Source organism: Bradyrhizobium ottawaense, from assembly GCF_900099825.1.
In the GTDB taxonomy this organism is placed as follows: domain Bacteria; phylum Pseudomonadota; class Alphaproteobacteria; order Rhizobiales; family Xanthobacteraceae; genus Bradyrhizobium; species Bradyrhizobium ottawaense_A.
The window spans coordinates 1,881,958-1,906,115 of record NZ_LT629693.1 but is presented as its reverse complement, the minus strand read 5'-3'; the positions used below and the strand labels follow the sequence as shown (position 1 = coordinate 1,906,115).

Genomic DNA, 24,158 nt, shown 5'->3' with positions numbered 1-24,158 from the left:
CTGTAGCGTACGGCGAAATCGTTTGGGTCCGACGCCCCGGTGCTGGCGTCAAGTTGGCGGAAGCGAAAGCCCAGCTGACGATGGTGGCAAGAGAGCCGGTCACCAGGACGAACTCGTATAAGCCGTAAAGCCATTGCGCAGGGAAGGCCGGAGGCTCTCCGCTGAACCTGTATGCTCGTGTGCGCATCTTGTTGCATCTATTGCACGCGAGACCGCGGGTGCAGCGCGCACCCGGTCTTCCCTGCGCCCTCTGAATTTTTGGGAGGGTAAGGTTTCCTTGCAAAACTCCGGGCGCGTTGCGCCGCGAGAATGTGAGCGCATGTGCTTATCGTCTGTCATTCCGGGATGGTGCGTTAGCACCAGACCCGGAATCTCGAGATTCCGGGTTCGCTTCGCGCCCCGGAATGACAGAGCGACCCTAATTCGCGTAGCGCGCCGTGAGATCGCGCGAGATCTTCGAGCCTTCCTCGATGTAGCGGCGGATCGCCACCGAGGCTGCGGGCGTGCAGGTGCGGTAGGTCTGCTGAAAGCCGTTATAGCCGCGGTTGAAGCCGGCGATCATGCGGGCGCGGCGGTCGCCGGAGGGGGTTTCGGCGTCGACCAGCGCCTGCATCTCGTTGCGCCATTTCGCCCCTTCATTGGTGCCGCAGATGCCGCGCAGATAGTGCAGCGTGCCGAGAATTTCGGCGAGCCGCTGCAGGTCGCCGTCAAACGGGGCGGCGGCATCCTGGGCCCGGGCGGGGACGAGGTTGCAGGCCGCGATGAGGATGAGAAAGGCCAGAAATTGCTTGAGCATTTGGGGGTCCAGAACCCGCCCGATATGCCCCCTCAATACGCCCGTGGCAAGGCGCAATCCCTGGCAAGTTCCAGCCCGGAGCCCGATCGCAGGGGCGATCAGGCTCCGGATTCATATTTTGACGCGTTTTCTTCACGCGAACCGGTATCCACCCACGGATCAAGTCCGAGGGCATGCTTCGCTTGAAAACGCTTTAGACGAGCTTCCGGGCTGCCTCGATGACCTCCTTAAGGCCGCCGGTGACCTTGAGATCGCCGATGGCGTCCGGCGCCAGCCATTTGAAATCGTCGTGTTCGTCGTTCAGGACCGGCTCCCGGCCGATCCAGCGCGCCGCAAACGACATGATCAGATAGTGCCCGTCGCCGTCGGCCGTCGGCAGCACCTCGCGCCATCCGGCCAGCTGCAGAATTTCGATTCGAAGCCCGGTTTCCTCGTCGACCTCGCGATGCAGCGCGGTATGCAGCGATTCGCCGAATTCGACCCGGCCGCCGGGCAACGAGTAGAAGCCGTTGCCGGGCGAGCGGGAACGGCGAACCAGCAAAACCTTGCCGTCGCGAAAGATCGCGCCGCTGACGGCAAGCTGTGGACGGGTCGGCTGAGGAGAGGAAACCAAGGCGTGATCCGCGAAATGGGGAACAAGGACGCGCTCCGCCTTCGCTCTTCGAGCTTCGGCGGACAAGCCGGATCATGCCCGAACGATGCGCCAAGGTCTAATTCGACCGCAGCTGGTCCGGTGAGGGGGTCAGTTCGCCATGATCTGTTCGACGTTGGCCTCGGAGGCGCCGTTGATGACGCCGGCGGTCAACATCACCAGCGGCTTGACCCAGCCGGTGGCCTGTTCGGCCAGCATGGCGCGGGTCTTGTCCTGGCGGGCTTCGCGCATCGCCGAACCCACCGCGGTCAGGATCGAGGTCATGCTCGAGGTGAGTTGGTCGAATTCGGCGCGGACGTGGGCCTCGGTGGATTCGTAGGCCTCGATCGCGAGATCGCGGTCCTTGAAGTTGGAGGCGCAGAAATGATCGGCATAGGACAGCGGGGTCCAGGCGAGGAAGTCCTCGGCGCATTCGGGAATGTCCGGAATCATTTCCAGCAGCATGATCGCTTCGTTGAAATGATTCAGATAATCGGTGGCCAACCCGGTGCGGGGGTTGATGTTGGCCGCGCGCAGCAGGGCCGCGCGTGCGCTCTCGTCGAGGCCCGCGTGCAGCAATGTTGGGCGATCGGTGCGCGCCGGGGTGGAGGCCATTGAGGTCATCCGCGCCAGTGTTAAGGTTTGGGATTAACAGACGTTAAATGATCGCCTATTTGGCCTGGAAAATGTGCGGACGCTTTGTAATTACCTCGCCGCCAGCGGCACTTAGGCAGATTTTTGGCTACATCGAGCAGCCTAATTTTCCGCCGCGGCACAATATTGCGCCAACCCAGCCGATCCCGGTGGTCATGCTCGAAAATGGCGGCCGGCATTTCCGCTTGATGCGCTGGGGCCTGGTGCCGGCCTGGGTCAAGGACGCCAGGAAGTTCACGTTGCTGATCAACGCGCGCGCCGAGACGGTGCTGGAGAAGCCCGCCTTCAAGAACGCGATGAAGCGGCGGCGCGTGCTGGTTCCGGCGGACGGCTATTACGAATGGCAGGACAAGGATGGCCGCAAGCGTCCGTTCTTCATCCATCGCCGCGACGGCCAGCCGGTCGGCTTTGCAGCACTGGCGGAAACCTGGATGGGGCCGAACGGCGAGGAGTTCGACAGTGTCGCGATCGTCACCGCGCCGGCGAGCTCCGATCTCGCGGCCCTGCATCATCGGGTGCCCGTGACCATCGCGCCCGATGATTTCGAGCGCTGGCTCGATGGCCGGACCCATGACGCCGAAGACGTCATGACGCTGTTGAGAGGACCTTTGGTCGGCGACTTCGCCTGGCACGAGGTTTCGACGCGCGTCAATCGCGTCGCCCATGACGACGAACAACTGGTGCTGCCGATCACCGACGAGGAGAGGGCGGCCGAAGAGCCGAAGCCTGTAAGGAAAGCCGCGCCGCGCAGGGTCACGCCAGCACCGGAAGACGAAGGACAGGGATCGTTGTTTTGAGGTCGCAGACATCAAACGCCGCAGGGTGGGCAAAGGCGCGTCAGCACCGTGCCCACCCTCGAGTGCCGCCTCCGGTTCCGCTACGCGGCGGCCTGCGCCGCGACGGCAGATCCGAGATCGGCGTTGCTGTAGGCGATGCCGCCGATGCCCCAGGCGCCTTCCACGGCGTAGCTCACGCTGGAGAAAATATGCTCGCGCTTGATGCGGCCCTTGGCGGCCTCCTCGATGATGGCGGTGCCTTCCGCGATCCAGGCATCCTTCAGTTCCTGCGTCGGCAGCACGAAGGAGGGCACTTTGAGTTCGAACACGGCGATGTCGGTCCGTTTGCCACCGGAGAAAGTACGGCCCTTGGGCACCACGGTGACTTCGCCGATCACGTTCGGCGTCATGAACTTGTTGCCGGTGAGGCCGTGCAGGCGAAGCAGCAGGTCGGTGAGCTTGCGAAAGGCTTCGGCTTCCGCCTCCGCGGTCAGGACACCCTCGGGAACGATGATCTGGATCGGCATTTTTATCTCCTTGAACGACACAACCGGATGCGCCCCGCGGTTGCCTGCGGACGTCGCCATCACTAGATAACGATCGTTATCCAATAAACATAACGATCGTTATTTGACCAACCCTAATATAACGATCGTTATCAACTTGACGTGAGAGGCGCAGATGGCGCGGTCGAAGGCAAACGAGGGCGATGCGCGGGCGCGTCTGGTCGAGGCGGCCGGGCGCGGCTTCCGCGCCGGCGGATTTGGCGGGACCGGCGTCGATGCGCTGGCGAAAGGCGCGGGCCTCACCTCCGGCGCGTTCTACGCGCATTTCGATTCCAAGGCCGAGGCCTTCCGGCTGGTGGTCTCGGACGGGATCGCGACGCTGCGCAACGGCGTCGCTGCGTTTCAGGAACAACACGGCCGCGGCTGGCGCGATCCGTTCGTCGATTTCTATCTCGGCGACCGGATGGACGTCGGCCTCGACGAAGCGTGCGGCTTGCCGAGCTTCTCGCCGGATGTGGCGCGCGCTGACGATGCGACACGCCTGGTCTATGAGGAGGAACTGATACGCCTCGTCGAAGTGCTGGTCGCAGGATTTCGTGGCGCGCATGCCAGCGAGCGGGCCTGGTCGTTCCTGGCCGTGCTGTCGGGCGCGGCGGCGATGGCAAGAGCCGTGAAGGATCAAAAGATCAGGCGCGAGATACTCGCCGCGGCGCGCATTGCGGCGAAGGCGGTCTAGTTCACGGCGTCGGCTCGCGGCCGTCGAGCCATTTGGCGAAGGTCACCGTCTCCTGATTGTAGTAACCGATCGACCGGTAGAACGCGTGAACCTGCGCATTGTCCTTGCGGACCATCAGCTGCAGCTTGAGGATACCGCGCTCACGCAGCCAGGCTTCCGCGGCGCTCATGATCGCGCGGCCAAAATTCAGGTAGCGGCGATCGGGATCGACCGTGACGTAATAGACCCAGCCGCGATGCCCGTCATGGCCGACCATGACCGATGCCGCGAGCACGCCGTCACCCCTGCCGATCAGCACCGTGGAATTGTCGCCGCGCCGTGCGAGCGCAATATCGGCGGCGGGATCGTTCCACGGGCGGGTCGATCCACAGCGCTGCCAGAGCGCGATGACCCCGGCGACATCCCGGTCTTCAATCGGCGCGATGCTCAGCGTGCTGTCCGGGCTGCTCACAACACCTTGCCCGGATTCATGATGCCGTGCGGATCGAGCATTGCCTTGATGCCGCGCATCAGTTCGATCGCGACCTTGTCCTTGACGTCGGGCAGTTCGTCGCGCTTGAGCACGCCGATGCCGTGCTCGGCCGAAATCGATCCGCCCATTCGCAGCACGATCGCGAACACGACCGCGTTGACCTCGTGCCAGCGCGCCAGAAAATCGGCGGAGTTGCCGCCGACCGGCTGGGAGACGTTGTAATGGATATTGCCGTCGCCGAGGTGACCGAACGGCACCGGCCGCGAGCCCGGGATCAGCTTGACGACGGCGGCGTTGGCTTCCGCGATGAAATCAGGAACCGCTGCGACCGGCACGGAAATGTCGTGCTTGATCGAGCCGCCTTCCGGCTTCTGCGCCGCCGACATCTCGTCGCGCAGCTTCCAGAAGCCCGCGCGCTGGGTCAGATTCGCCGCGATCACGGCGTCGTCGACGATGCCTTCTTCCATGCCTTTGGCGAGGATCGCTTCCAGCGCGGCGCGGGCGTCGTCGCGCGAGGACGACAGTTCCATCAGCACGTACCAGCGATGCTTGCCGGTCAGGGGATCGCGGATGTCGATGCCGTGACGGATGCTGAAATCGACCGCGATATCGGCCAGCAATTCGAAACTGGTGAGGCTGCCCGCCGCCTCGTTCTGCGAGATCGACAGCAGCTTCAGCGCCTGAGCCGGCGATTTGAGCCCGACATAGGCGGTCTCCACGGCGCGCGGCTTCGGAAACAGCTTCAGCGTCGCGGCCGTAATGAAACCGAGCGTGCCTTCGGCGCCGATGAAGAGATTGCGCAGATCGTAGCCGGTATTGTCCTTCTTCAGCTTCGACAGGCCGTTGAGGATCCGGCCGTCGGCCAGCACCACTTCGAGCCCGAGCGCCATCTCGCGCGCCACGCCATAGGCCAATGCGGCGGTGCCGCCGGCATTGGTGGAGAGATTGCCGCCGATGGTGCAACTCCCTTCGGCGCCGAGCGACAACGGAAACAGCCGGTCGACGTCGCGCGCCGCGTTCTGCGCGATCTGCAGCACGACGCCGGCTTCGCAGGTCATGGTGTTCGACGCCGGATCGATCTCGCGGATCTTGTCCAGCCGGCGCATCGAGACCACGACCTCGCCATTATGCGGGGTCTGTCCGCCGACCAGCCCGGTATTGCCGCCCTGCGGCACCAGCGCGATTTTGTGTTCGGTCGCGAGCTTGCAGATCGCGGATACTTCGGCGGTCGTTGCCGGCCGCAACACCAGCGCCGAGCGGCCGTGAAACAAATCGCGCTCCTCGGTGACATAGGGCGCGATATCGGCGGCGTCGGTCACCGCATATTTGTCGCCGACGATCATGCGAAATTTCGCGATCAGTTCGGGCGACAGCGGCGGCACGGCGGCTTGGGCGATGTTCATCGTCGTTTCTTTCATTGCCGCCTTGCGGCGGCGTTATTCCCTTCCGACCGCGGCACGGCGCAGCCGGTCGTTGATGGCTTCACCCAGTCCTTCGTCCGGGATCGGCATGACCGCGATGGTGCGCACGCCTTTGGCATCGAGCGCGCGAAGAAAACCGAACAGATTGGCGGCGGCCTCGGCGAGATCGCCGCGTGCAGACAGATTCATCACTGCCGAAGCGGCGTCAATTCCCGAAATTGCTCCGAGGCCGAACGCGAGCAATGCCTCGCCGGGCTCGATCCTATCAGCATGAAGCCGGACGCGGGCGCGGGGTGCGTAATGGGAGGCCAGCATGCCCGGCGCCAGGGGTTGCCCGCTGTCGCTGTCGGCGTCGACAGGCGGTTGCAGCAGCGCCCTGCCGAGCACGCGTTCGATCTCGGTGCGCGCTAGGCCGCCGGGCCGCAGCAGCATCGGCTGGTCGAAGCAGCCGACAATGGTCGATTCGACGCCGACCGCGACCGCGCCGCCGTCGACGATCAGGTCGATCCGCCCCGAAAGGTCGCTTTCGACATGGGCGGCCGTGGTCGGCGAGACGTGACCCGACAGGTTGGCCGACGGTGCGGCCACCGGACGGCCGAACAGGCGCAGGATATCGCGGGCGACGGGGTGGGCCGGTATCCGGATCGCGACGGTGTCGAGGCCCGCGGTCGCAAGCTCCGCGACCGCGCAGCCCTCTGTCTTGGGCAATACCAGCGTCAGTGGACCCGGCCAGAACGCTTCGGCCAGCGCCATCGCGGCGTCGTCAAAGCGGGCAATCTGCCGGGCGGCGCTGATATCCCCGACATGGGCAATCAACGGGTTGAAGGCCGGCCGGCCCTTGGCCTGGTAGAGGCGGGCGATCGCGGCCGGATTGGTGGCATCGGCGCCGAGGCCGTAAACGGTCTCGGTCGGGAACGCGACCAGTCCGCCTTCCCCGAGAGAATGCGCCGCTGCCGCCGCGGCAGGCTCGCCGGCGGGCAAAATGGGGGTCTTCAGGCCGACATTCACTGTGATTTATTTCCTCAAATCGGCGCCTTGCGGTGGCCGAAACCCAAGGCTATAAGCCGCGTTCTTAGTCGGAGTGTGGCTCAGCCCGGTAGAGCACTGCGTTCGGGACGCAGGGGTCGCAGGTTCGAATCCTGCCACTCCGACCATTCACCGTCAGATCTGGTTCTGATCGCCGGTGATACGCGAGTCAACTATCATCTCGACGCTGAAAACCCTCAGCTTTTCGCCATTTCCCGCAGCCTGATCGCATTCGAACGGAGACCGGGTGTCAGAACAAGGTTTACGGATCGGCACGCGCAAGAGCGTGATGGCATTGGCGCAGACGGACGAGGTCGCCAGGCTGCTGCGCGCTGCCAATCCCGCGCTCGCCGTCGAGATTGTCCGATTCGAAACCCGCGGCGACCAGGACCAGACCAGCAAACTGCTCCGACATGGCGGCAAGGGCGGTGCGTTCGTCGCTGAAATTCGCGAGGCCATGCGGGCCGGCGAATTGCAGGCGGCGATGCATTCGCTCAAGGACGTGCCCGGCAACGAGGAGACGCCCGGCCTGATCATCGCTGCGACGCTGCCGCGCGATGCCGCCAACGATTCGCTGGTGCTGCGGCCCGGCCTCTCGCTGGAAACGTTCAGGGCTCAGCACGGCAAGGGCTTCAAGATCGGCACCAACGCGGTGCGGCGCGCGGCCTATCTGCGCCGGCTGTTTCCGGAAGCCACCGTCATCCATTACCGCGGCGCAGCGGATACCCGCGTCGCAAAACTCGATCGCGGCGACATGCAGCGGCTGCCCGGCGGCGGCGATGTCGGGCCGGCGGATGCGCTTGTGATGGCGCGATCCGGGCTCGAGCGCATCTGGATGACATCGCGCATCGCGCATGATTTCTCGGTCGCTGAAATGCTGCCGGCGGTCGGCCAGGGCATCGTCGCGGTCGAATGCGTCGAGCAGGACTGGGTCACGCGCGGGTACCTGGCGAAGATCGACAATATGCCGTCGCGGCTCTGCGCCGAGGCCGAGCGCGAGGTGCTGTGGGTATTGAACGGCCATTGCAACTCGCCGATTGCCGGCCACGCCACGCTTGATGGCGACGAGATGATTCTGACCGCTTCGGTGCTGGACGAGACCGGCGACAAATTCATCGAGACGTCGCGTCGTGGTGCGGCAGGCCGCCCCCGCGAGCTCGGCCGCGCGGTCGGCCTCGACCTGCTGGAAAAGGGCGCCGCCGAGATCATCGCGCGCACCCGGCCGGACGAACATTAGCGCCGGCAGAGCCTGCTTTCGCACCGGCGCGTTCATTGCTATCCGCCACCCGGCGGCTCATATGGATTCCTACCGCGTGGCGCCGCGAACCAATCTCTATTCCGAATAGCGCTATTGCGGCTGAATGCCGGCTTCGCGCGTTACGCGAATCCATTTCTCGATATCGGCGTGCATCAGCGCCGCGAATTCCTCCGGGCTGTTGCCGGCCGGCTCGATGCCTTGCTCCATCAGGAGTTTTTCGATCTCGGGCGTCTTCAGCGCTTCGACGATGGTCTTGTTGAGCTTGTCGATGATCGGCCGCGGCGTGTTGGCCGGCGCCAGCACGCCGTTCCAGCCTGTGACCTCGTAGCCGTCTACGCCGGCCTCCGCGATCGTCGGAATGTCAGGCGCGGCGGCGAGACGTTTGGCGGTGCTGACGCCGAGTGCCCGCACCGTTCCGGCCCGCGCCTGCGGCAGCGCCGTGATCGGCGTGTCGAAGAATACAGCGACTTCACCCGACATCACCGCCTGCTGCGCCTGGGGTACGCTGCGGTAGGGGATATGCGTCATCTTCACGCCGGCCTTGCTGAGAAAAAGCTCGGTGGCGAGATGCGCCAGGCTGCCGACGCCGACGGAAGCGTAGTTGAGCGGCTCCTTGCGCGCCAGTTCGACCAATTCCCTGACCGACTTCGCCGGCGATGTGTTCGGCACCAGCAGGATTTCGCTGACCCTCGTCACCATCGAAATCGGCGCAAAGTCCTTCTCGCTGTCGTAGGGCAACTTGGCATAGAGCGCCGGATTGGCCGCATGGCTCGGAAACACCATCAGCAAGGTGTAGCCGTCGGGCTCGGCCTGGGCGACGGCCCGGGTTCCGATGGTGCCGCCGGCGCCCGTGCGGTTGTCGATGATGACGGGCTGACCAAGCTGCTCGCTGATATGCTTTCCGACCAGCCGCGCCAGAATATCGGTGATGCCGCCGGCGCCGGTCGGCACGATCATCTTGATCGTGCGCGTCGGATATTCCTCCGCGCGCGCCATCGGCGACGTTGCCAGTGCCAGACAGACGACAAGGAGTGCACGGCATATCCCTGAGGCGCTCATCAGTTGGTCCCCCTCCCAGTCTTTTTCTTGTTCAGAGGCAGGATATCGGACCTCTGTACGCAATAGAAGCCCGACTGGAGCCGGCGAATCTTCAGCGCGCGACCTCGCTCCATTCCGGGCAGGCGCGCTGATCGACCGGCACCAGCCACGCCTTGAAGTTGGTCTTGTCGATGACCTCGGCCGGCAGCAGCACCTTGTCCGGCAGCGGCTCGCGCTTGAGGTAACGCACCGCCGCCCGCGTCGCGGTGCAGCCGATCTTGAACATGTTGAATCGACGGTGGCGAGGATTGCGCCGGTCTCGATCTGTTTCACGGCCGGAAGGATACCGTTGATGCCGATCACGATCGCGGTGCGGTTGGCGGCCTTCAGGGCTTCCAGCACGCCCAGCGCCATGCTGTCATTGGCTGAGAGTACGGCATCGATCTGCGGATGTTCGGCCAGCAATTTCTCCATCACGCGCCTGGCGTCGGGCTGCTGGTAGTTGCCGACGCCGGAGCCGAGCACTTCGATGCCGGGAGATTCGGCGAAGGCGCGCTGGTAGCCGCGGACGCGCTCGCGGTTGGTCGGTGCCGCCGGCGTGCCCTCGATGACGACGATCTTGCCCTTGCCGCCCATGTTGTCGAACAGATAGCGCGCCTCGCGATAGCCGATCTCGAAATCGTCGGCGCCGACATAGGTGACGAAGCTGCCGGGGAGCGGATTGGAAACCAGCACCACCGGGATTTTGGCGTCGTTGAGCTTCTTCACGGAATCGATCATGGCGAGGTCGTCGACCGGAATGAAGATGACGGCATCCGGCCGGTCCTTGATCACCTGATCCACCATCGCTTTCTGCTCGGCGACATTGTCAGGCTGCTTCGGTACGTAGTGCACGACCTTCGCGCCGGTGGTGCGCGCGATCTGGTCGGCGGCGATGCGGAAGGCTTCGTAGGCCGGGTTGGTCAAGTTCTTGGTGAACACCGCGATGGTCATGTTGCCGTCGGCTGCATGCGCGCTGGCGGCGCCCAGGATCATGACGCCGGATATTACTGCCGCCATTAAAATTCGCATGATTGCCTCCATGAATAATAGGCCGTCATTGCGAGCGCAGCGAAGCAATCCATCTTTCTTCAAGTAGAAAGAAAGAGTGGATTGCTTCGTCGCTTCGCTCCTCGCAATGACGGTGAGAATCACAGCCACAGGATCTTCTTGCGGTATTCGAGATCGGTCAGCAGCGGACCCGCCGGCCCCTGATGAAACACCGCGCCGCGCTCGAGCGCGAAGACGCGGTCGGCGAGGGCCAGCACCAGATCGAGATTGTGTTCGACGATCACGATGGAAATGTGCTGCCGTAGCTGGTCGAACACTTTGAACAGTTCGAGAATCACCGCCGGCGCCAGGCCTTCAAAGGGCTCGTCCAGCAGCAGCAGTTTGACATTCCCCGACATCGCGCGCGCCACCGCCACCATCTGCTGCTCGCCGCCGGAGAGGTAGTCCGCCGCGACGTCCATGCGCTCGCGCAGCCGTGGGAAATAATTGAGAACCTGCTCCTCGTTCCACACCACGCCGTTGCTGCCGTCGGTCTTGCGGGCGAGGCGGCCGAGCGAGAGATTTTCCCGCACCGTCATGCCCGCGAACAGGCCGCGGCCCTGCGGGACATAGCCGATCCCGGCGCGCGCGATATCGGGCGCCGGCAGGCGGGAAATGTCGGCACCGGCATATTCGATTTCGCCCGACGACAGCGGCACGAGGCCGGCGAGCGTCTTCAGCAGCGTCGACTTGCCGGCGCCGTTGCGACCGAGCAAGGCGACGATTTCGCCTTCGCGGACATCCAGCGTGGCGTCGTGCAGGATATGGCTCTTGCCGTAGAACGCATTGACGCGTTCGAACCGGAGTACCGGTGCGGCGCCTGCGTGGGCCGCCTCGCCGCGGCTGTGTTCGACTTCGGGCACGCCGGTGCCGGTATAGATCTCCTGCACCTTTCGGTCGGCGCGCACGGCGTCAGGGGTACCGGTCATCAGCACTTCACCCTGGTTCATCACGGTGACTTGGTGCGAGAAGCCGAGCACGCGGTCGATGTCGTGCTCGACGATCAGGACCGGAATGTTGGCGGCGATGTTCCTGACGAGGTTCGAGACGCGTTCGCGCTCGGCGGCGGCGAGGCCCGCCAGCGGTTCATCCAGCAGCAACACCTGCGGCTTGGAGCCGAGCGCGATGCCGAGATCGACCAGCCGCTGGCCGCCATAGGAAAGCTCGCCGCCTTCGATGGTCTCGATACCTTCGAGCCCTAGGAATTTTACAAGCTCCGCCGTCTCGGCGTGGATGCCCTCGTAGCTATCGATGTCGCGCCAGAGATTGAACCGCATGTCGCTGCGCGCCTGCAGCGACAGCCGCAGGTTCTCGTAGATCGACAGGCCCTTGAACAGGTTGGTGATCTGGAACGAGCGCGCCAGGCCCCGATGGCATATCAGGTCCGACGGCACGCCCTGGATCTCGCGGCCGTTGAGCTTGATGGTGCCGTTATCGGTCGGAAACAGGCCCGAGATCAGGTTGAACAGCGTGGTCTTGCCGGCGCCGTTCGGGCCGATCAGCGCATGAATTTCACCGGCACCGATCTTGAGGCTGGCATTGGTGACGGCGCGGATGCCGCCGAAGGTTTTCGAGACGCCGCTGACCTCCAGCACAATACCGGCGAGTCCCTGGGGCAACAGAAAGCCCGGCAGCGGCAGTCCGTCATAGATCTTGCGCCGGCTCATGGCGGCGGTCTCTTCCGGCGCCGGCCACCAGCGCCTGGCAAGCGTTGCCCAGATGCCGACGAGGCCGCCCGGCGAGTACATCACGAAGGCGATGAAGATCAGCCCGAACCAGAGCAGCCAGTTCGGCGTCCAGATCGAAAACAGTTCGCGGAACAGGACGAAGAACAGCGTGCCGAGCGTCGGACCGAGCATGCTGCGCATGCCGCCGATCACGACGATCGCCAGCAGCTCGCCCGAAAACGGCACCGAGACCGCTTCGGCCGAGACCAGATAGTTCTGGAATCCGATCAGTCCGCCGGCAAAGCCGGTCACGACAGCCGAGATTACGAACACGCCGAGCTTGTAGCGGTCGACCGGATAGCCCTGGAACGTGGCGCGCAACTGGTTCTCGCGGATCGCCATCAGCACGTGGCCGAACGGCGAGCGCACCAGCCGCAGCAGCAGATACAGCACGCCGAGGCAGAGCACGGAGACCACGATGTAATAGTTGAGCGTATCGTCGAGATTGAGCGGTCCGAGATGGCCGCGCTTCAAGCCGCCGAGGCCGTCTTCGCCGCCGGTCAGGTTGCTCCAGCGGAACGCGGTGGTGTAGGTCAGTGCTGCGAGCGCCAATGTCAGCAACGAGAAATACACGCCGCGGCGCCGCAGGATGATGATGCCTGTCAGCGTGGACGCCACCGCCACCACGGCCATCGACAGCAGCAGCGGCAGCCAGATTTCGCCGCGAAACCAGTGCAGCTGGATCAGCCCGGCCGCATAGGCGCCGATACCGAACCAGGTGCCGTGGCCGAACGAGACCAGGCCGGTATAGCCGACGCAGAGGTTGAGCCCCATGGCGGCAATCGCGAGCGCCACCACCATGGTCCCGGTGTTGAGCGACAGACCAAGCAGATGCAGGCCGAACGGCAGCGCGATGACGGCGAGCGCTGCCAGCAACAGCGGCCGATATTTGACTGACGGCGAGGTGGTGTTCATTCGAACTTCTCAATGCGCTCGCCCAATAGCCCGCGCGGACGTACCAGCAGCACCAGGAACATCAGAACATAGATCGATGCTTCGCCCGCGGCCGGTTCGAAATGGATGGTGATCCCCCTGACCACACCGACCAGCAGCGCCGATATCACCACGCCCCAGAAACTGCCGAGGCCGCCGATCACCACGACGACAAAGGCGACCGTGATGATTTCCGCGCCCATCGCCGGATGCACGTTCGTGATCGGCGCCTGGAACGCGCCGCCAAGTGCGGCCATGCCGACGCCGAGCATGACGACGGCGGTCATGTAGGGCTGCAGCCGGATGCCCAATGCGGCGACCATGTCCGGCCGCTGGATCCCGGCGCGCACCACGCGGCCGAACGAGGTCTTGTGCAGCAGCAGCCAGATACCGAGCAGCACCAAAGCGACGACGGCGAGAATGAGCAGGCGGTAGCGCGAGAACAGGAAGTCGCCGAGGATGATCGAGCCGCGAAACGCAGGTGGAATCGAGGCCGGCAACGGTGCCGCGCCCCATAGAATCCGGATCGCCTGTTCGGTGACCATGGCAAGACCGAACGTCACCAATAGGCTCAGGATCGGATCGGCGCTGTAGAACCGGCGCAGGATGAACCGCTCAAACAGGATGCCGAGCAGGGCGACGGCGACCGGCGACAGCACGATCGCCGGGCCGAAGCCGAGATACCTGGTGATCTCGATCGAAGCGTAGGCGCCGAGCGCATAGAACGCGCCGTGCGCCAGATTGACGATGCCGCCGACGCTGAAGATCAGCGACAGGCCGAGCGCGATCAGCAGATAATAGCCGCCGAGCACGAGGCCATTGACCACCTGTTCCAGCAGGAATCCGAATTGCATGCGTTGTCCCGGAGGCACGGGCCTCGGCTGCGGTGGCGATCAGACGTAAACTTCGAGGCTTAGAACTTGAAGGTTTGGAACTTGAAGGCTTACATCGAGCAGGGATTCTGCTCCTTGGTCAGGGCAATGCTCTCGAGCGATTCATTCGGTCCGGGAATCGCGGCGCCAAGGTCCAGCGTGTCCCACTTGTCCTTGGCCTGACCCTTGGCCTTGACCGTGAAGGGATAGGCTTCCTGCATCAACTGGTGATCCCACGAGCGGAAATAGGCCTTGCGTCCCTTCAGGATGTCGAACTGGGTTTCCTTCTCGAAGTAGGCGATCAGCCTGTCGGTGTCGGTCGATTTGGTCTCGTTCATGGCCTGCGCCATCATCTTCAGCGAGACATATTCGATCCAGGCATGGTTTTCCGGCGGCTTGCCGTTCTTCTTGATGAAGTTGGCGACGAACGTCTTCGACGCCGGAACGTCCGACGTGTGGTACCAGACCGTCGGCCAGGTGCCGCTCAGATTGCCGTCGCCGGCGGCCCAGGCATCGGCGGTGTTGAGATTGAAGCCGACGATCGGGTAGGGCAGGCCGAACTCGGCATATTGCTTGATCAGGTTGGTGACCTGGTTGCCGGCGAGGTTGGAGCAGACCACGTCCGGCTTGGCCTGGCGGATCTTCAGCAGATACGGGCTGAAGTCGGTGACGTCGGTGGCGACCAGCTCATCGCCGATCAGCTTGCCGCCGTTGGCGTCGAAGAAGGATTTGGCGGCACGCGCCAGATCGTGACCGAAGATGTAGTCGGCGGTCAGCGTGTAGAATTTCTTGTCCTTCATCATGTTGTCGCGCACCAGCGCCTTGCCGACCGCGTTCACCATCACGGTGGAGGGGATGTCGACATGGAAGGTGTATTTGTTGCAGTTCTTGCCGCGCAAAGCGTCGGAGCGCGCGCCGATCTGCATGAACAGCCGCTTGTTGCGCTCGGCGACCTGCATGATGGTCAGCGCCGAGGCCGAATTGATCTCGCCCATCAGCACGGCAACGCCGTCCTGGTCGAGCATGCGCTGGGCCTTGGTCGCGGCGGTGGCGGGATTGACCGAATCTTCCGAGGTGATGTCGAGCTGCCGGCCCATGACGCCGCCGGCGGCGTTGATCTCTTCCTCGGCCATGCGGATGCCGAGCTGGGCATAGGCGCCGAGCGCGCCGAGAAAGCCGGTCAGCGGCGTCAGGTGGCCGATCTTGATCTTCTCGGTCTGGCCGCTGACGATCGAGGGAAATCCGATCGCGGACGCGCCGGCGAAGGCGGCACTGGCTTTCAACAACATACGTCGGCTGTAGCGGGTCATGACTGGTCTCCTCCCCGGGGGCGCGTCGCGACGTCCTGCCTCCGATTCCCGCTTATGCGAGAATGTGAGAGACGTTTTTTTATTGTTGGAGGATATTTCCGGACGCAGTGGCTCCTGTCAACGCCAAATCCGTCGCAGGCGAACGTCAAATGGTCTGGACAGGCTTCAGGAGGACTTCAGACTTCAGGAAGATTTGGCGATGTCCCTGGCGCCGAACTCGGCGGAAAGCCGTTTGGCCGCTGTTTGCACCAGTTTGGCGCGGCTTTGCAGCACCTGGTCCGTCATGCGCCAGATCGGGCCGGAAATGCCGAGTGCGCCGATCACCTCGCCGGTGAAGTTGTAGACCGGCACCGCGACGCAGCGCACTTCCGCGTTGAACTCGCCGTCGTCAAAGGCGATCGCGTCGCGCCGGATTTCGGTGATTTCCCGCAGCAGCGCCGACGGATCGGTGATCGACTTCTTGGTCGAGGGCTTCAGTTCGACCCGTTCGAGGAAACGCTTTAGCTGATCGGGGCGAAGCGAGGCCAGGATGATCTTGCCAAGCGCGGTGCAATGCGCCGGCCGCACCACGCCGACACGGTCGGTCAATTGAAACGCGCCGGCCCCGCTGGTGCGGGCGATGACAACCACGGAATCGCCCATCCGCACGGCAAAATGGCCGCTTTCGCCGCTTTCGCGCGACAGATCCTCGAGAACGGGCGTTGCGAGATTGACCATTTCGATCTCGTCGAGCGCGCTCGCCGCGAGCGCAAACAGCGGCCGGCCGACGCGGTAGCGCTTGGAATCGCGCTCCTGCCGCATATAGCCGAGCGAGACCATCGTCTTGGCGAGGTGGAAGGTGGTGGAATTATGCAGGCCGACCAGCTTGCTGAGTTCGGCGAGCCCGATGCCCTCGCGGTGACGCGCGACTTCTTCCAGGATCGCGAACGCGCGCCCGAGCGACTGCACGCCGCTGCGCGCGCGGTCCTCGGCATCGTCGTCGATGTTTTGCTCGGTCGATTGCACCAGGCGCGCAACCGACGTCTTGCGTGGACTGGCCGGCTTGTCGCTGGTCTTCAGCTTGGTGCGCGATGTCACGGAATCAGCTCTCCCCATGGACGCGAATTCTATTCACACCGTCCCCGCTCATCAACCGCGGGATGTTCCGCCGCGGGCGGGCAGCACGAGCATACCACAATAGCAATTGACGTACAGTATTATGGGAAATAGGGTCGCAGCAATTGCCGCCCGCGCGCATTCAAGACGCGACGGCCGGGGCGTTGAGCAGGGAGAGAGTGGTCGATGTCGGGTAATACGCTCAACGGTGCCCAGGTCATTGTCGATTACCTGATCCAGGAGAAGGTGCCGCAGGTGTTCGGCCTGTGCGGGCACGGCAATATCCAGTTCATCGACGCGCTCTATGAGCGCTCGGCCGACATCAAGACAATATCGACGCACCACGAAAGCGTCGCCGGCTTCATGGCCGACGTCTATTACCGCGTTTCGGGCAAGGTGACTGCGACCTTCACCTCCTGCGGTCCGGGTTCGGCGCAGCTGCCGATCGCGCTCGCCACCGCCTATCTTGACTCGGTGCCGTTCCTGGCGGTGACCGGCAATGTACCGACCAGCCAGTTCAATCGCGGCGCCTTTCAGGAGATGTACCGGCAGAACCAGGCCGATTTCCCATCGACCGTGCGCGGCATCTGTAAGCGGGTATTTCAGCCGACGCGTGGCGAGATGGTGCCACTTGCCGTCAGGCAGGCGTGGAAAACCATGGTGACCGGCCGTCCCGGACCGGTGGTTCTGGATGTCCCATATGACGTGTTCATGGAATCGGCTGCCGAGGAAGCGCCGGACGCGAAGGCGTGGAACGGCAACATTTCCAGCCGTTGCGGTGCCGATCCAGAAAGTGTCGTGAAGGCTGTCGATATGCTGCTCGGCGCGGAACGCCCAGTTATCTTTGTCGGTCAGGCGATCCGCCACGGCGGCGCGGCCGGCGAATTGCTCCAGCTTGCCGAACGTCTTCAGATTCCGGTGGCGGCTTCGATGAGCGGACTCGGCGCTATCGATACGTTGCATCCGCTCTCGCTGGGAATGGTGGCGCGTGGTGGCCACTATCAAGCGAACCACGCGACGCGACAAGCCGACGTGCTGCTGTCGCTCGGTGCGCGTTTCGACGATCGCACTTCAAGCTCGTGGATTCCGGGCTACTCGTTCACCATCCCGCCGACACGGCTCATTCACGTTGACATCGATCCGGATGAGATCGGCCGCAACTATCCGGTGGCGCTGGGTCTGATGGCCGACATCCGCACCTTTCTGCGCCAAGTCCTTGCTGAGCTCGATCGCCGCAAGGACCTCACCAAAAAGGCTGAAGCGCGCAAAAAATGGCTGGCTCAGATCGAAGGTTACCGCAAGGAGTGGGACAAGCTGGTGGCGCCGGGCTTCACCGACGACACCCAGCCAATCAATCCACAGCGCGCGGCATTCGAGATTCAGCGCGGACTACCCGACGACGCGATCCTGGTCAGCGACATCGGCGTGCACCACAACTGGTTGCTCGGCTATTGCAAGCCGCGCCGTCCGGATTCAATGATCGGCTGCATGGCATTCGGCTCCATGGGCTTCGGTGTCGCCGGCGTGCTCGGCGCTAAATTCGCAGCGCCCGACCGGCCCTGCGTATCAGTATGCGGCGACGGAGCCTTTTTCATGCAAGCCAATGTGCTCGGCACCGCGGTCGAATATAACCTGCCGTGCGTATGGGTGGTATGGAACAACTATGCGTACGCTTCCATCCGTGGGCTGCAGCGCGGCTACATGGGCGGACGCGAGCTCGCGACCGACTTCCATGATCCGATCACCGGCCAACGCTACAACCCGGACTTCGCGGCGATGGCGCGTTCCTGCGGCGTCGATGGCGTGCGCATCGACCGCGCCGCTGATCTCGCCGAGGCTATCCGTAGAGGCATCGCCGCCAACAGGCCCTATCTGATCGATGTCGATATTGCCGCCGATATCAATCCCGCCGGCGCCGGAATCTGGGAGTTGCCCGGGCTTGGACAAAGCAAGCCCGCGATCGGCACACGATACGAGCCGGTCTGATCGTACTTTAAGGGAAATCACATGTTGCTTGCAGGCAAGAAAGTCGTCGTCGTCGGTGGCTCCTCCGGCATCGGGCTGTCGACCGCCGAAATGGCCAAGCGCGAGGGCGCCGACGTCATCATCGCGTCCCGCAACGTCGATCGGCTCGACAAGGCCGCCGACGCCTTGAACGCGATCGCTATCCCCGCCGACGTCACCAGCGACGAAAGCGTCGCAAGCCTGTTTCGCAGCAGCGGTCCGGTCGATCATGTCGTGGTCACGGCCGCGCAGCTTCGCACCGGCCCGTTCAAGACGGTGACGATGGAGGATGTGCGCGGCACGATGGAAGGCAAATTCTGGGGCGCGTGGCGGGTCGCGAAGCATGCTGAAATCCGCGCCGGCGGATCGCTCACCCTGGTCTCCGGTTTCCTCAGTGTTCGCCCGCGGCCGAATTCGGCGATCGTCAGCGCCGCCAATGGCGCGCTGGAATCGCTGTCGCGGGCGCTGGCGCTCGAACTGGCGCCGGTGCGCGTCAATTGCGTCTCGCCCGGGATCATCGACACGCCGATCCGTGCCGCCATGCCGGAAGAAGCGCGGCGCGACATGCTGGCCAAGACCGCGGCGTCCCTGCCGGTCGGCCGCGTCGGTGTCGGCGAGGACATCGCGCGTCAAATCCTGAGCTTCATGGCGAACGGATTTGCGACGGGAGCGACCGTCTATATCGACGGCGGCGCGCTGGTGATCTGAGGGGAGGCAACCATGGCTTCAGACAACAACGGCGCCTTCATTCGCAATATCGCCGAAGTGCCGTGGCGCGAATTCCCCAATCATTTCGGCGGCGCGCTGTCGAAACCGCTGGTGATGCCGGAGACGGCGGGCTCGCGTTACATTGATTACCGCATCTCGATGTACCAGCCGATGGCGCATGTCGCGCGCCACAAGCATCAGGTTCAGGAACAGATCTATCACGTGCTCGAGGGCGAAGGGCTGATGGAGATTGCAGGCAAGAATCATGTCGTGCGCAAGCATGACTTCATCTTCCTGCCGCCCGGCGTCGAACACGCGATTTCGAATTCGGGGCTGACCGATCTGGTGTTCCTGGTGATCACCTCGCCGGTGACGGACGACGAAAAGCCGGTGTGACGCGCCGCGCGTCTTAGCTGCTGGCGCGCAACGGCCAGTGGCCGATGATCCCAAAGCGGGACGCTGTGTCGTCCTGGCGGAACAGGGCGATCCGGTCGATCTCCAGCGTCGCAACCTCGATCGCGACAAAACGGCTTTGCAGCATCGCCACCACGGCGCCGCGCCGCTCGGCGGGCAGCCGCCCGGTCAGCGTCATGTGAAAGCGAAACTCTTCCATCACATAAGGGTAGCCCCAGCGGTCCAGATAGCCACATTGCCGCGCCGTCAGCTTTGCCGGGTTGCGCCGCGCACGATCTTCCGGCGTCAGCGGTGCGCGGAAGAAGTCGAAGGCGCGGGTGCAATCGGCCGCCAATCGCTCGAGCTCGGGGGACGGTTCGGCCGGGATTACGGCAATAAAACCGCTGATGGAGCCGACCACCGGCCTGATCAGGGGGACCGGCCGCGCCGCATCGGCAAACAGTTCGCAAGCTGCAACAAGCTGGGCTTCGGTTCGGCCTGGCGCCAGCGTCATCGGGGCCTTCAGCGTGGCGTGAAAGCCGTATTTGCGGGGATCCTGCGTCAGTTCGCGCCAGTCCGGCGGGACCCCGTCGGGAAACGGCAGCTCTTCGCCGCCATAGGCATCGTAACCGAGCAACGACGCGCCGAAGCGGTCGAGCGTGCTGTCGGGTGCGTCGGCGTAATAGATTGCGTAACGGGGGTAAGTTGCCATCGTGCCAGAATAGAGCCGCGTCACGCGGCCGCAACTGCCTTGCGTGCGACGGGCGCATGCGCGAGGCGGTTGGCCTCGGTCAGATGCACCAGACGTCCGGCTGATATCACCGCGACGATTCGCGGCCGCAGCGGCAGCGTGTTGTCGACCAGCAGGATGTCGGCGCGCTGCGCCGCGGCGAGCGTGCCGCGATCGGTCAGGCCGACGGCTTGCGCCGGCGCGGACGAGATCAATTGCCAGGCCTCGGCCAAAGGCAGCACGCCATCGGCGGCGAGGCGAAATGCCGCCAGCAATGGCGCCGGATAGTAATAGTCGGAGGCCAGCACCGAACATAGTCCCTTGGCGATCATGTCGGAAGCCCTGGTCCAGCCGGTATGGCTGCCGCCGCGCACGACATTGGGAGCTCCGAATACGATGAAGTCGCCGGCACTCGCCGCTTCGCGCGCGGTTTCCTCGTTAACCGGAAATTCGGCGATGCCGACGCCGTGCGACCGGAATGCCCTGCGCATCTCCGGGCTGTCGTCGTCATGTGACAGCATCCGCACATTGGCGTCGCGCGCGGCCTGCGCCAGCCGGGCGATCGAGGCCGGTACGTCATGGGCGCGGGCGACCACGCGTTCCACCAGGCAATCGAAGGCTTCGCCCGAAAGACCGGTGCGTTCCATCATGCGGCTGCGCTTCTGCGGCTTGGCAAGGCTGGCGACGGTCGAATCCATATGGTCGTTGAAGGCGAACAGGTCGACGCGCCCTTCGGCCAGCCATTCCATGATCTCGGTCTCGGCATCGAGATTGTAGGTCTCGTGGCGCAGATGGAAGCGGGTGTCGGCGGCAAGTTGCGGCCGCATCGCCTCGATCGCTTCCAGCAGGCGCCCGGCGTTGTCAGCGCTGCGCAGGCCGGGTTCCCACGACCAAGTGGTGGCGTGAAAGACGGTGGTGATGCCGTTGCTGATCGCCTGGCGGTCGCTGTCGACAAGCGCCACGTCGATGGGGAAGTCGACGCCGGGGCGGGGCATCATCTGTCGCTCGAAGGCGTCGCCATGGAGGTCGACGATTCCGGGCAGCACCAGCAGACCATCGGCATCGATGCCGGACGAGCCGCGGCTGTGATCTGAACCAACCGAAACGATCTCGCGGCCTGCTAGCCGGAGCGTGGTTTCAACAATTTCCTGGCCGAGCAAGACCCGGCCGCCTTCAATCAACATGTCGGTCACGATGCGGCGCCTTGATGTCTGAGGGGTCCACGGGCGGTAACGGCTTCCGCCTCGTATTTTTCGAGAAAGCCTTCGATGTCGAGCTTGCGGAAGTCGGGCAGGGCTCGACGCAGCGTCTCATGGTCCCATTGCCACCACGCGAGTGCCGCCAGCCGGTCGGCGACCCGTTCCGGAAACCGCCGCTTGATGACGCGTGCCGGATTGCCGCCGACAATGCTGTAGGCCGGGACGTCCTTGGTCACGATCGCACCGGCGGCGACCACGGCGCCGGTCCCGATGCTGCGGCCCGGCAGGATCACCGCGCCATGCCCGATCCAGACGTCGTGGCCGATGTGAACGTGGTGCTCGCGCCGCCATGCAAAGAACGCGGCGTCGTCAGGCTCGCCGGGAAAATAGGCGCTGGCGCGATAGGTGAAGTGCGCCTGCGTGGCGCGGTGCATCGGGTGATTACCCGGGTTGATCCGCGTCATCGCCGCGATCGAGCAGAACTTTCCGATCGTGGTGTAGGTGATCTGGGCGTCGTTGACGACATAGGAATAGTCGTCCATCGCGACTTCGAGCAGGATGGTCCGCGCGCCGACCTCGGTATAGGCGCCGAGCTTGCTTTCGCGTACCGACGCCGTGGGATCGATTGTCGGTTCGGTGGAAAGCGTCTTGCCGGCCATCTGCATTCCCTTCGGCAGTCCGAGGTGCGGGTAGTGCGCACCTCAGAGGTGCGGGTAGTGCGCACGTCATCAAGACACTTCATGACAACGTCATGACGATTGCATGACTGACTTCTCGGGTGTGGACGATCGTCGCAGCGCAGCGCCGATGTCACACAACTGAAATATCCAGCCGATAGCGATGGTTCACGACTTGGCATCTGAGCCTTCGTATCTGAGCCTTGGCGTCTGGAGTCCTGCATGCTGGTGGTTGAAGGTTTGACGTGCCGTTTCGGCACAAAAGCCGCGGTGGATAATGCGTCGTTTTCAATCGCACCCGGCAGCTTCGTCGGCGTGATCGGCCGTTCCGGCGCCGGCAAGTCGACGCTGCTGCGGATGATCAATCGTCTTGCCGAGCCTTCCGAAGGCCGCATCCTGTTCGAAGGCGTCGACGTGACCGCGCTGCGGGGCAAGAAGCTGCGGCAGTGGCGCGCGCGCTCGGCGATGATCTTTCAGCAGTTCAATCTGGTCGGCAGGCTCGATGTACTCACCAACGTATTGATGGGGCGGCTTGCCGACATCCCGTCCTGGCGTTCGCTGACGCAAACTTGGCCGGAACAGGACAGGGCGCTGGCAATGTCGGCGCTGGAGCAATTCGACATGGCCTCGCTCGCGGCGCAGCGCGCCGACCAGCTCTCCGGCGGCCAGCAGCAGCGGGTCGCGATCGCGCGCGCGCTGGTGCAGGAGCCCGACATCATTCTCGCCGACGAGCCGATCGCCTCGCTTGATCCCCGCAATACGCGGATCGTGATGGATGCGCTGCTGCGCATCAACAAGCATTTCGGCATCACCGTGATCTGCAACCTGCACTCGCTCGATCTGGCGCGAAACTACTGCGATCGCCTGATCGGCATGTCCGCGGGCCGGGTGGTGTTCGACGGCGCGCCGGCTGTTCTGACCGACCTGATCGCGCGCGAACTCTACGATCTCGAGGCCAATGACGTCATGGGCGGTGCGCCGGTCGAGGCTCCCGTAGTTTCAGGCGTTCCCGCGCTCGGCACCGCCGCCGCGGCCTGAGTTTCCTTTCTGTACAGGCGGTCGTTGCAGACCTGCACCGGCCGATAGGCGTATCCACAACAAGAGGGCATATCATGATCAATCGTCGCATCGTTCTGGCCGGCGCCGCCGCGCTGGCGTTCTCCGCTTCCGGCGCATCCGCCGAGGATTGGAAGACGAAATATCCGGAAATCACCTTCGCGGTGATTCCGGCGGAGAACGGTTCGGGCGTTACCGAGCGGTTCACGCCGTTCGTGAACTATCTGTCGAAAGAGCTCGGCATCAAGGTCAACCTGCGAGTCGCCAATGACTACGCCGCGGTGATCGAGGGACAGCGCGCCGGCAACATCCAGATCGGTTACTACGGTCCGGCGTCGTTCGCGCGCGCCCGCGTCACCGGTGTAAAGACCGACGCCTTCGTGATCGACGTCAACGCCGACGGTTCCAAGGGCTATTATTCGGTGTTCTATGTGCTGGCGAAGAGCCCATACCAGAAGCTGGAAGACCTGAAGGGAAAGAATCTCGGTCTGGTCGACCCGAACTCCACCTCCGGCAACAACATGCCGCGCTTCAAGATGAACCAATTGGGTGTCGACCCCGATACCTACTTCTCCAAGGTGATCTTCACCGGCAGCCATGAGAATGCCGTGCTGGCTCTGGCGCAGGGTACCGTGGACGTCGCCGCCAACTGGTGGAATGCGGAGGACGATTCGAACCTGACGCGCATGCTCGCCAAGAACATGGTGAAGTCGAGCGACGGCACGCCGTTGAAGAAGGAAGACTTCCGCGTCATCGTGAAGTCCGACCTCATCATCAACTCGCCCTACGCCTATCTCAGCGATTTGCCCGACGATATGAAGGCCGCGATCAAGAAGGCGTTCCTTGATGCCCCCGAGAAGGACAAGGAAGCATTCAAAAAGCTCTCCGATGGCAAGAACCTGCCGTGGGCGCCGATTGGCAACGCCGACTACGACAAGACCATCGAGTTGATCAAGTTCGTGGACAACCTTCGCAAGAAGGCGTCCTGATCGATTGGCGGAGCGAGTACAGGCCGGGTCATAGCGACCCGGCCTTTTTCCGTCCTGATTTC

General features: G+C 63.8%; 23 protein-coding genes and 1 tRNA gene. 9 read left to right on the top strand and 15 right to left on the bottom strand.

What is annotated here, in order from left to right; genetic code table 11:
• Nucleotides 1-418: 418 nt before the first annotated feature.
• From BLR13_RS08890 to BLR13_RS08880, 3 genes are all read right to left on the bottom strand, one after another.
• Nucleotides 419-796: a TIGR02301 family protein gene (locus BLR13_RS08890; protein ID WP_074825385.1), complete on the bottom strand. Its 378-nt coding sequence runs from the start codon at nt 794-796 to the stop codon at nt 419-421.
• Nucleotides 797-989: 193 nt separating this feature from the next.
• Entirely contained in the window at nt 990-1,409 is a 420-nt protein-coding gene (locus BLR13_RS08885) for an NUDIX hydrolase (protein ID WP_074825386.1), read from the bottom strand.
• Between the two features lie 129 nt (nt 1,410-1,538).
• Nucleotides 1,539-2,051, bottom strand: a complete 513-nt coding sequence (locus tag BLR13_RS08880; RefSeq protein ID WP_074825389.1) for a hypothetical protein — start codon at nt 2,049-2,051, stop codon at nt 1,539-1,541.
• A gap of 62 nt (nt 2,052-2,113) precedes the next feature.
• On the opposite strand from BLR13_RS08880, the gene BLR13_RS08875 reads away from it, so the two are divergent.
• Entirely contained in the window at nt 2,114-2,878 is a 765-nt protein-coding gene (locus tag BLR13_RS08875; RefSeq protein ID WP_074831740.1) for an SOS response-associated peptidase, read from the top strand.
• An 80-nt stretch (nt 2,879-2,958) separates the two neighbouring features.
• Here BLR13_RS08875 and BLR13_RS08870 read toward each other — a convergent pair whose 3' ends face one another.
• Nucleotides 2,959-3,384: a Tautomerase enzyme gene (locus BLR13_RS08870; RefSeq protein ID WP_074831742.1), complete on the bottom strand. Its 426-nt coding sequence runs from the start codon at nt 3,382-3,384 to the stop codon at nt 2,959-2,961.
• A 154-nt stretch (nt 3,385-3,538) separates the two neighbouring features.
• On the opposite strand from BLR13_RS08870, the gene BLR13_RS08865 reads away from it, so the two are divergent.
• Nucleotides 3,539-4,099, top strand: coding sequence for a TetR/AcrR family transcriptional regulator (locus tag BLR13_RS08865; protein WP_074825390.1), 561 nt, complete (start codon nt 3,539-3,541; stop codon nt 4,097-4,099).
• A gap of 1 nt (nt 4,100) precedes the next feature.
• Here BLR13_RS08865 and BLR13_RS08860 read toward each other — a convergent pair whose 3' ends face one another.
• From BLR13_RS08860 to BLR13_RS08850, 3 genes are read right to left on the bottom strand one after another with little or no spacing between them, the layout of a single operon-like run.
• On the bottom strand, nt 4,101-4,550 hold the full coding sequence (locus tag BLR13_RS08860; protein WP_074825393.1) for a GNAT family acetyltransferase: 450 nt from the start codon (nt 4,548-4,550) through the stop codon (nt 4,101-4,103).
• Complete coding sequence (locus BLR13_RS08855; RefSeq protein ID WP_074831744.1) at nt 4,547-5,974, bottom strand: FAD-binding oxidoreductase; 1,428 nt, start codon at nt 5,972-5,974, stop codon at nt 4,547-4,549. The genes BLR13_RS08860 and BLR13_RS08855 overlap by 4 nt, the downstream gene beginning before the upstream one ends.
• Before the next feature lie 33 nt (nt 5,975-6,007).
• Nucleotides 6,008-7,000, bottom strand: coding sequence for an L-threonylcarbamoyladenylate synthase (locus BLR13_RS08850; RefSeq protein ID WP_074825395.1), 993 nt, complete (start codon nt 6,998-7,000; stop codon nt 6,008-6,010).
• A 69-nt stretch (nt 7,001-7,069) separates the two neighbouring features.
• On the opposite strand from BLR13_RS08850, the gene BLR13_RS08845 reads away from it, so the two are divergent.
• Nucleotides 7,070-7,146, top strand: a tRNA-Pro gene (locus tag BLR13_RS08845).
• A gap of 119 nt (nt 7,147-7,265) precedes the next feature.
• On the top strand, nt 7,266-8,255 hold the full coding sequence (gene hemC, locus BLR13_RS08840; protein ID WP_074825397.1) for a hydroxymethylbilane synthase: 990 nt from the start codon (nt 7,266-7,268) through the stop codon (nt 8,253-8,255).
• A 111-nt stretch (nt 8,256-8,366) separates the two neighbouring features.
• Here the strand turns inward: hemC and BLR13_RS08835 are convergent, their stop codons facing one another.
• From BLR13_RS08835 to BLR13_RS08815, 5 genes are all read right to left on the bottom strand, one after another.
• Entirely contained in the window at nt 8,367-10,385 is a 2,019-nt protein-coding gene (locus BLR13_RS08835) for a tripartite tricarboxylate transporter substrate-binding protein (protein WP_171944982.1), read from the bottom strand.
• Between the two features lie 119 nt (nt 10,386-10,504).
• On the bottom strand, nt 10,505-13,045 hold the full coding sequence (locus BLR13_RS08830; RefSeq protein ID WP_074825402.1) for a branched-chain amino acid ABC transporter ATP-binding protein/permease: 2,541 nt from the start codon (nt 13,043-13,045) through the stop codon (nt 10,505-10,507).
• On the bottom strand, nt 13,042-13,917 hold the full coding sequence (locus BLR13_RS08825; protein ID WP_074825405.1) for a branched-chain amino acid ABC transporter permease: 876 nt from the start codon (nt 13,915-13,917) through the stop codon (nt 13,042-13,044). The genes BLR13_RS08830 and BLR13_RS08825 overlap by 4 nt, the downstream gene beginning before the upstream one ends.
• 89 nt (nt 13,918-14,006) lie before the next feature.
• On the bottom strand, nt 14,007-15,245 hold the full coding sequence (locus BLR13_RS08820) for an ABC transporter substrate-binding protein (RefSeq protein ID WP_074825408.1): 1,239 nt from the start codon (nt 15,243-15,245) through the stop codon (nt 14,007-14,009).
• Nucleotides 15,246-15,428: 183 nt separating this feature from the next.
• Nucleotides 15,429-16,322 carry an IclR family transcriptional regulator gene (locus BLR13_RS08815; protein ID WP_079586494.1) on the bottom strand — a complete coding sequence of 298 codons (894 nt, stop codon included), beginning with the start codon at nt 16,320-16,322 and terminating at the stop codon, nt 15,429-15,431.
• Nucleotides 16,323-16,526: 204 nt separating this feature from the next.
• On the opposite strand from BLR13_RS08815, the gene BLR13_RS08810 reads away from it, so the two are divergent.
• Genes BLR13_RS08810 through BLR13_RS08800 form a run of 3 tightly spaced genes read left to right on the top strand, consistent with a single transcriptional unit; the run spans nt 16,527 to nt 19,448 of the window.
• A complete protein-coding gene (locus BLR13_RS08810) occupies nt 16,527-18,326 on the top strand; it encodes a thiamine pyrophosphate-binding protein (protein WP_074825412.1) in 1,800 nt (599 codons plus the stop codon).
• Between the two features lie 21 nt (nt 18,327-18,347).
• Nucleotides 18,348-19,052, top strand: a complete 705-nt coding sequence (locus BLR13_RS08805; RefSeq protein WP_074825414.1) for an SDR family oxidoreductase — start codon at nt 18,348-18,350, stop codon at nt 19,050-19,052.
• Nucleotides 19,053-19,064: 12 nt separating this feature from the next.
• On the top strand, nt 19,065-19,448 hold the full coding sequence (locus BLR13_RS08800; protein WP_074825416.1) for a cupin domain-containing protein: 384 nt from the start codon (nt 19,065-19,067) through the stop codon (nt 19,446-19,448).
• A gap of 13 nt (nt 19,449-19,461) precedes the next feature.
• Here the strand turns inward: BLR13_RS08800 and BLR13_RS08795 are convergent, their stop codons facing one another.
• From BLR13_RS08795 to BLR13_RS08785, 3 genes are read right to left on the bottom strand one after another with little or no spacing between them, the layout of a single operon-like run.
• Complete coding sequence (locus BLR13_RS08795) at nt 19,462-20,157, bottom strand: DUF1045 domain-containing protein (RefSeq protein WP_074831745.1); 696 nt, start codon at nt 20,155-20,157, stop codon at nt 19,462-19,464.
• A 20-nt stretch (nt 20,158-20,177) separates the two neighbouring features.
• Nucleotides 20,178-21,368 carry an alpha-D-ribose 1-methylphosphonate 5-triphosphate diphosphatase gene (locus BLR13_RS08790; protein WP_074825419.1) on the bottom strand — a complete coding sequence of 397 codons (1,191 nt, stop codon included), beginning with the start codon at nt 21,366-21,368 and terminating at the stop codon, nt 20,178-20,180.
• A complete protein-coding gene (locus tag BLR13_RS08785; protein ID WP_074825421.1) occupies nt 21,365-22,033 on the bottom strand; it encodes a DapH/DapD/GlmU-related protein in 669 nt (222 codons plus the stop codon). Before BLR13_RS08785 ends, BLR13_RS08790 begins: the two co-directional genes overlap by 4 nt.
• Nucleotides 22,034-22,273: 240 nt before the next feature.
• Between BLR13_RS08785 and phnC the strand changes: the two genes are divergently transcribed.
• Entirely contained in the window at nt 22,274-23,089 is an 816-nt protein-coding gene (gene phnC, locus BLR13_RS08780) for a phosphonate ABC transporter ATP-binding protein (RefSeq protein ID WP_074825423.1), read from the top strand.
• A gap of 74 nt (nt 23,090-23,163) precedes the next feature.
• The gene (gene phnD, locus BLR13_RS08775; protein ID WP_074825425.1) at nt 23,164-24,096 is read left to right on the top strand and encodes a phosphonate ABC transporter substrate-binding protein; all 933 of its coding nucleotides are present in this window, start codon (nt 23,164-23,166) and stop codon (nt 24,094-24,096) included.
• Nucleotides 24,097-24,158 lie beyond the last annotated feature (62 nt).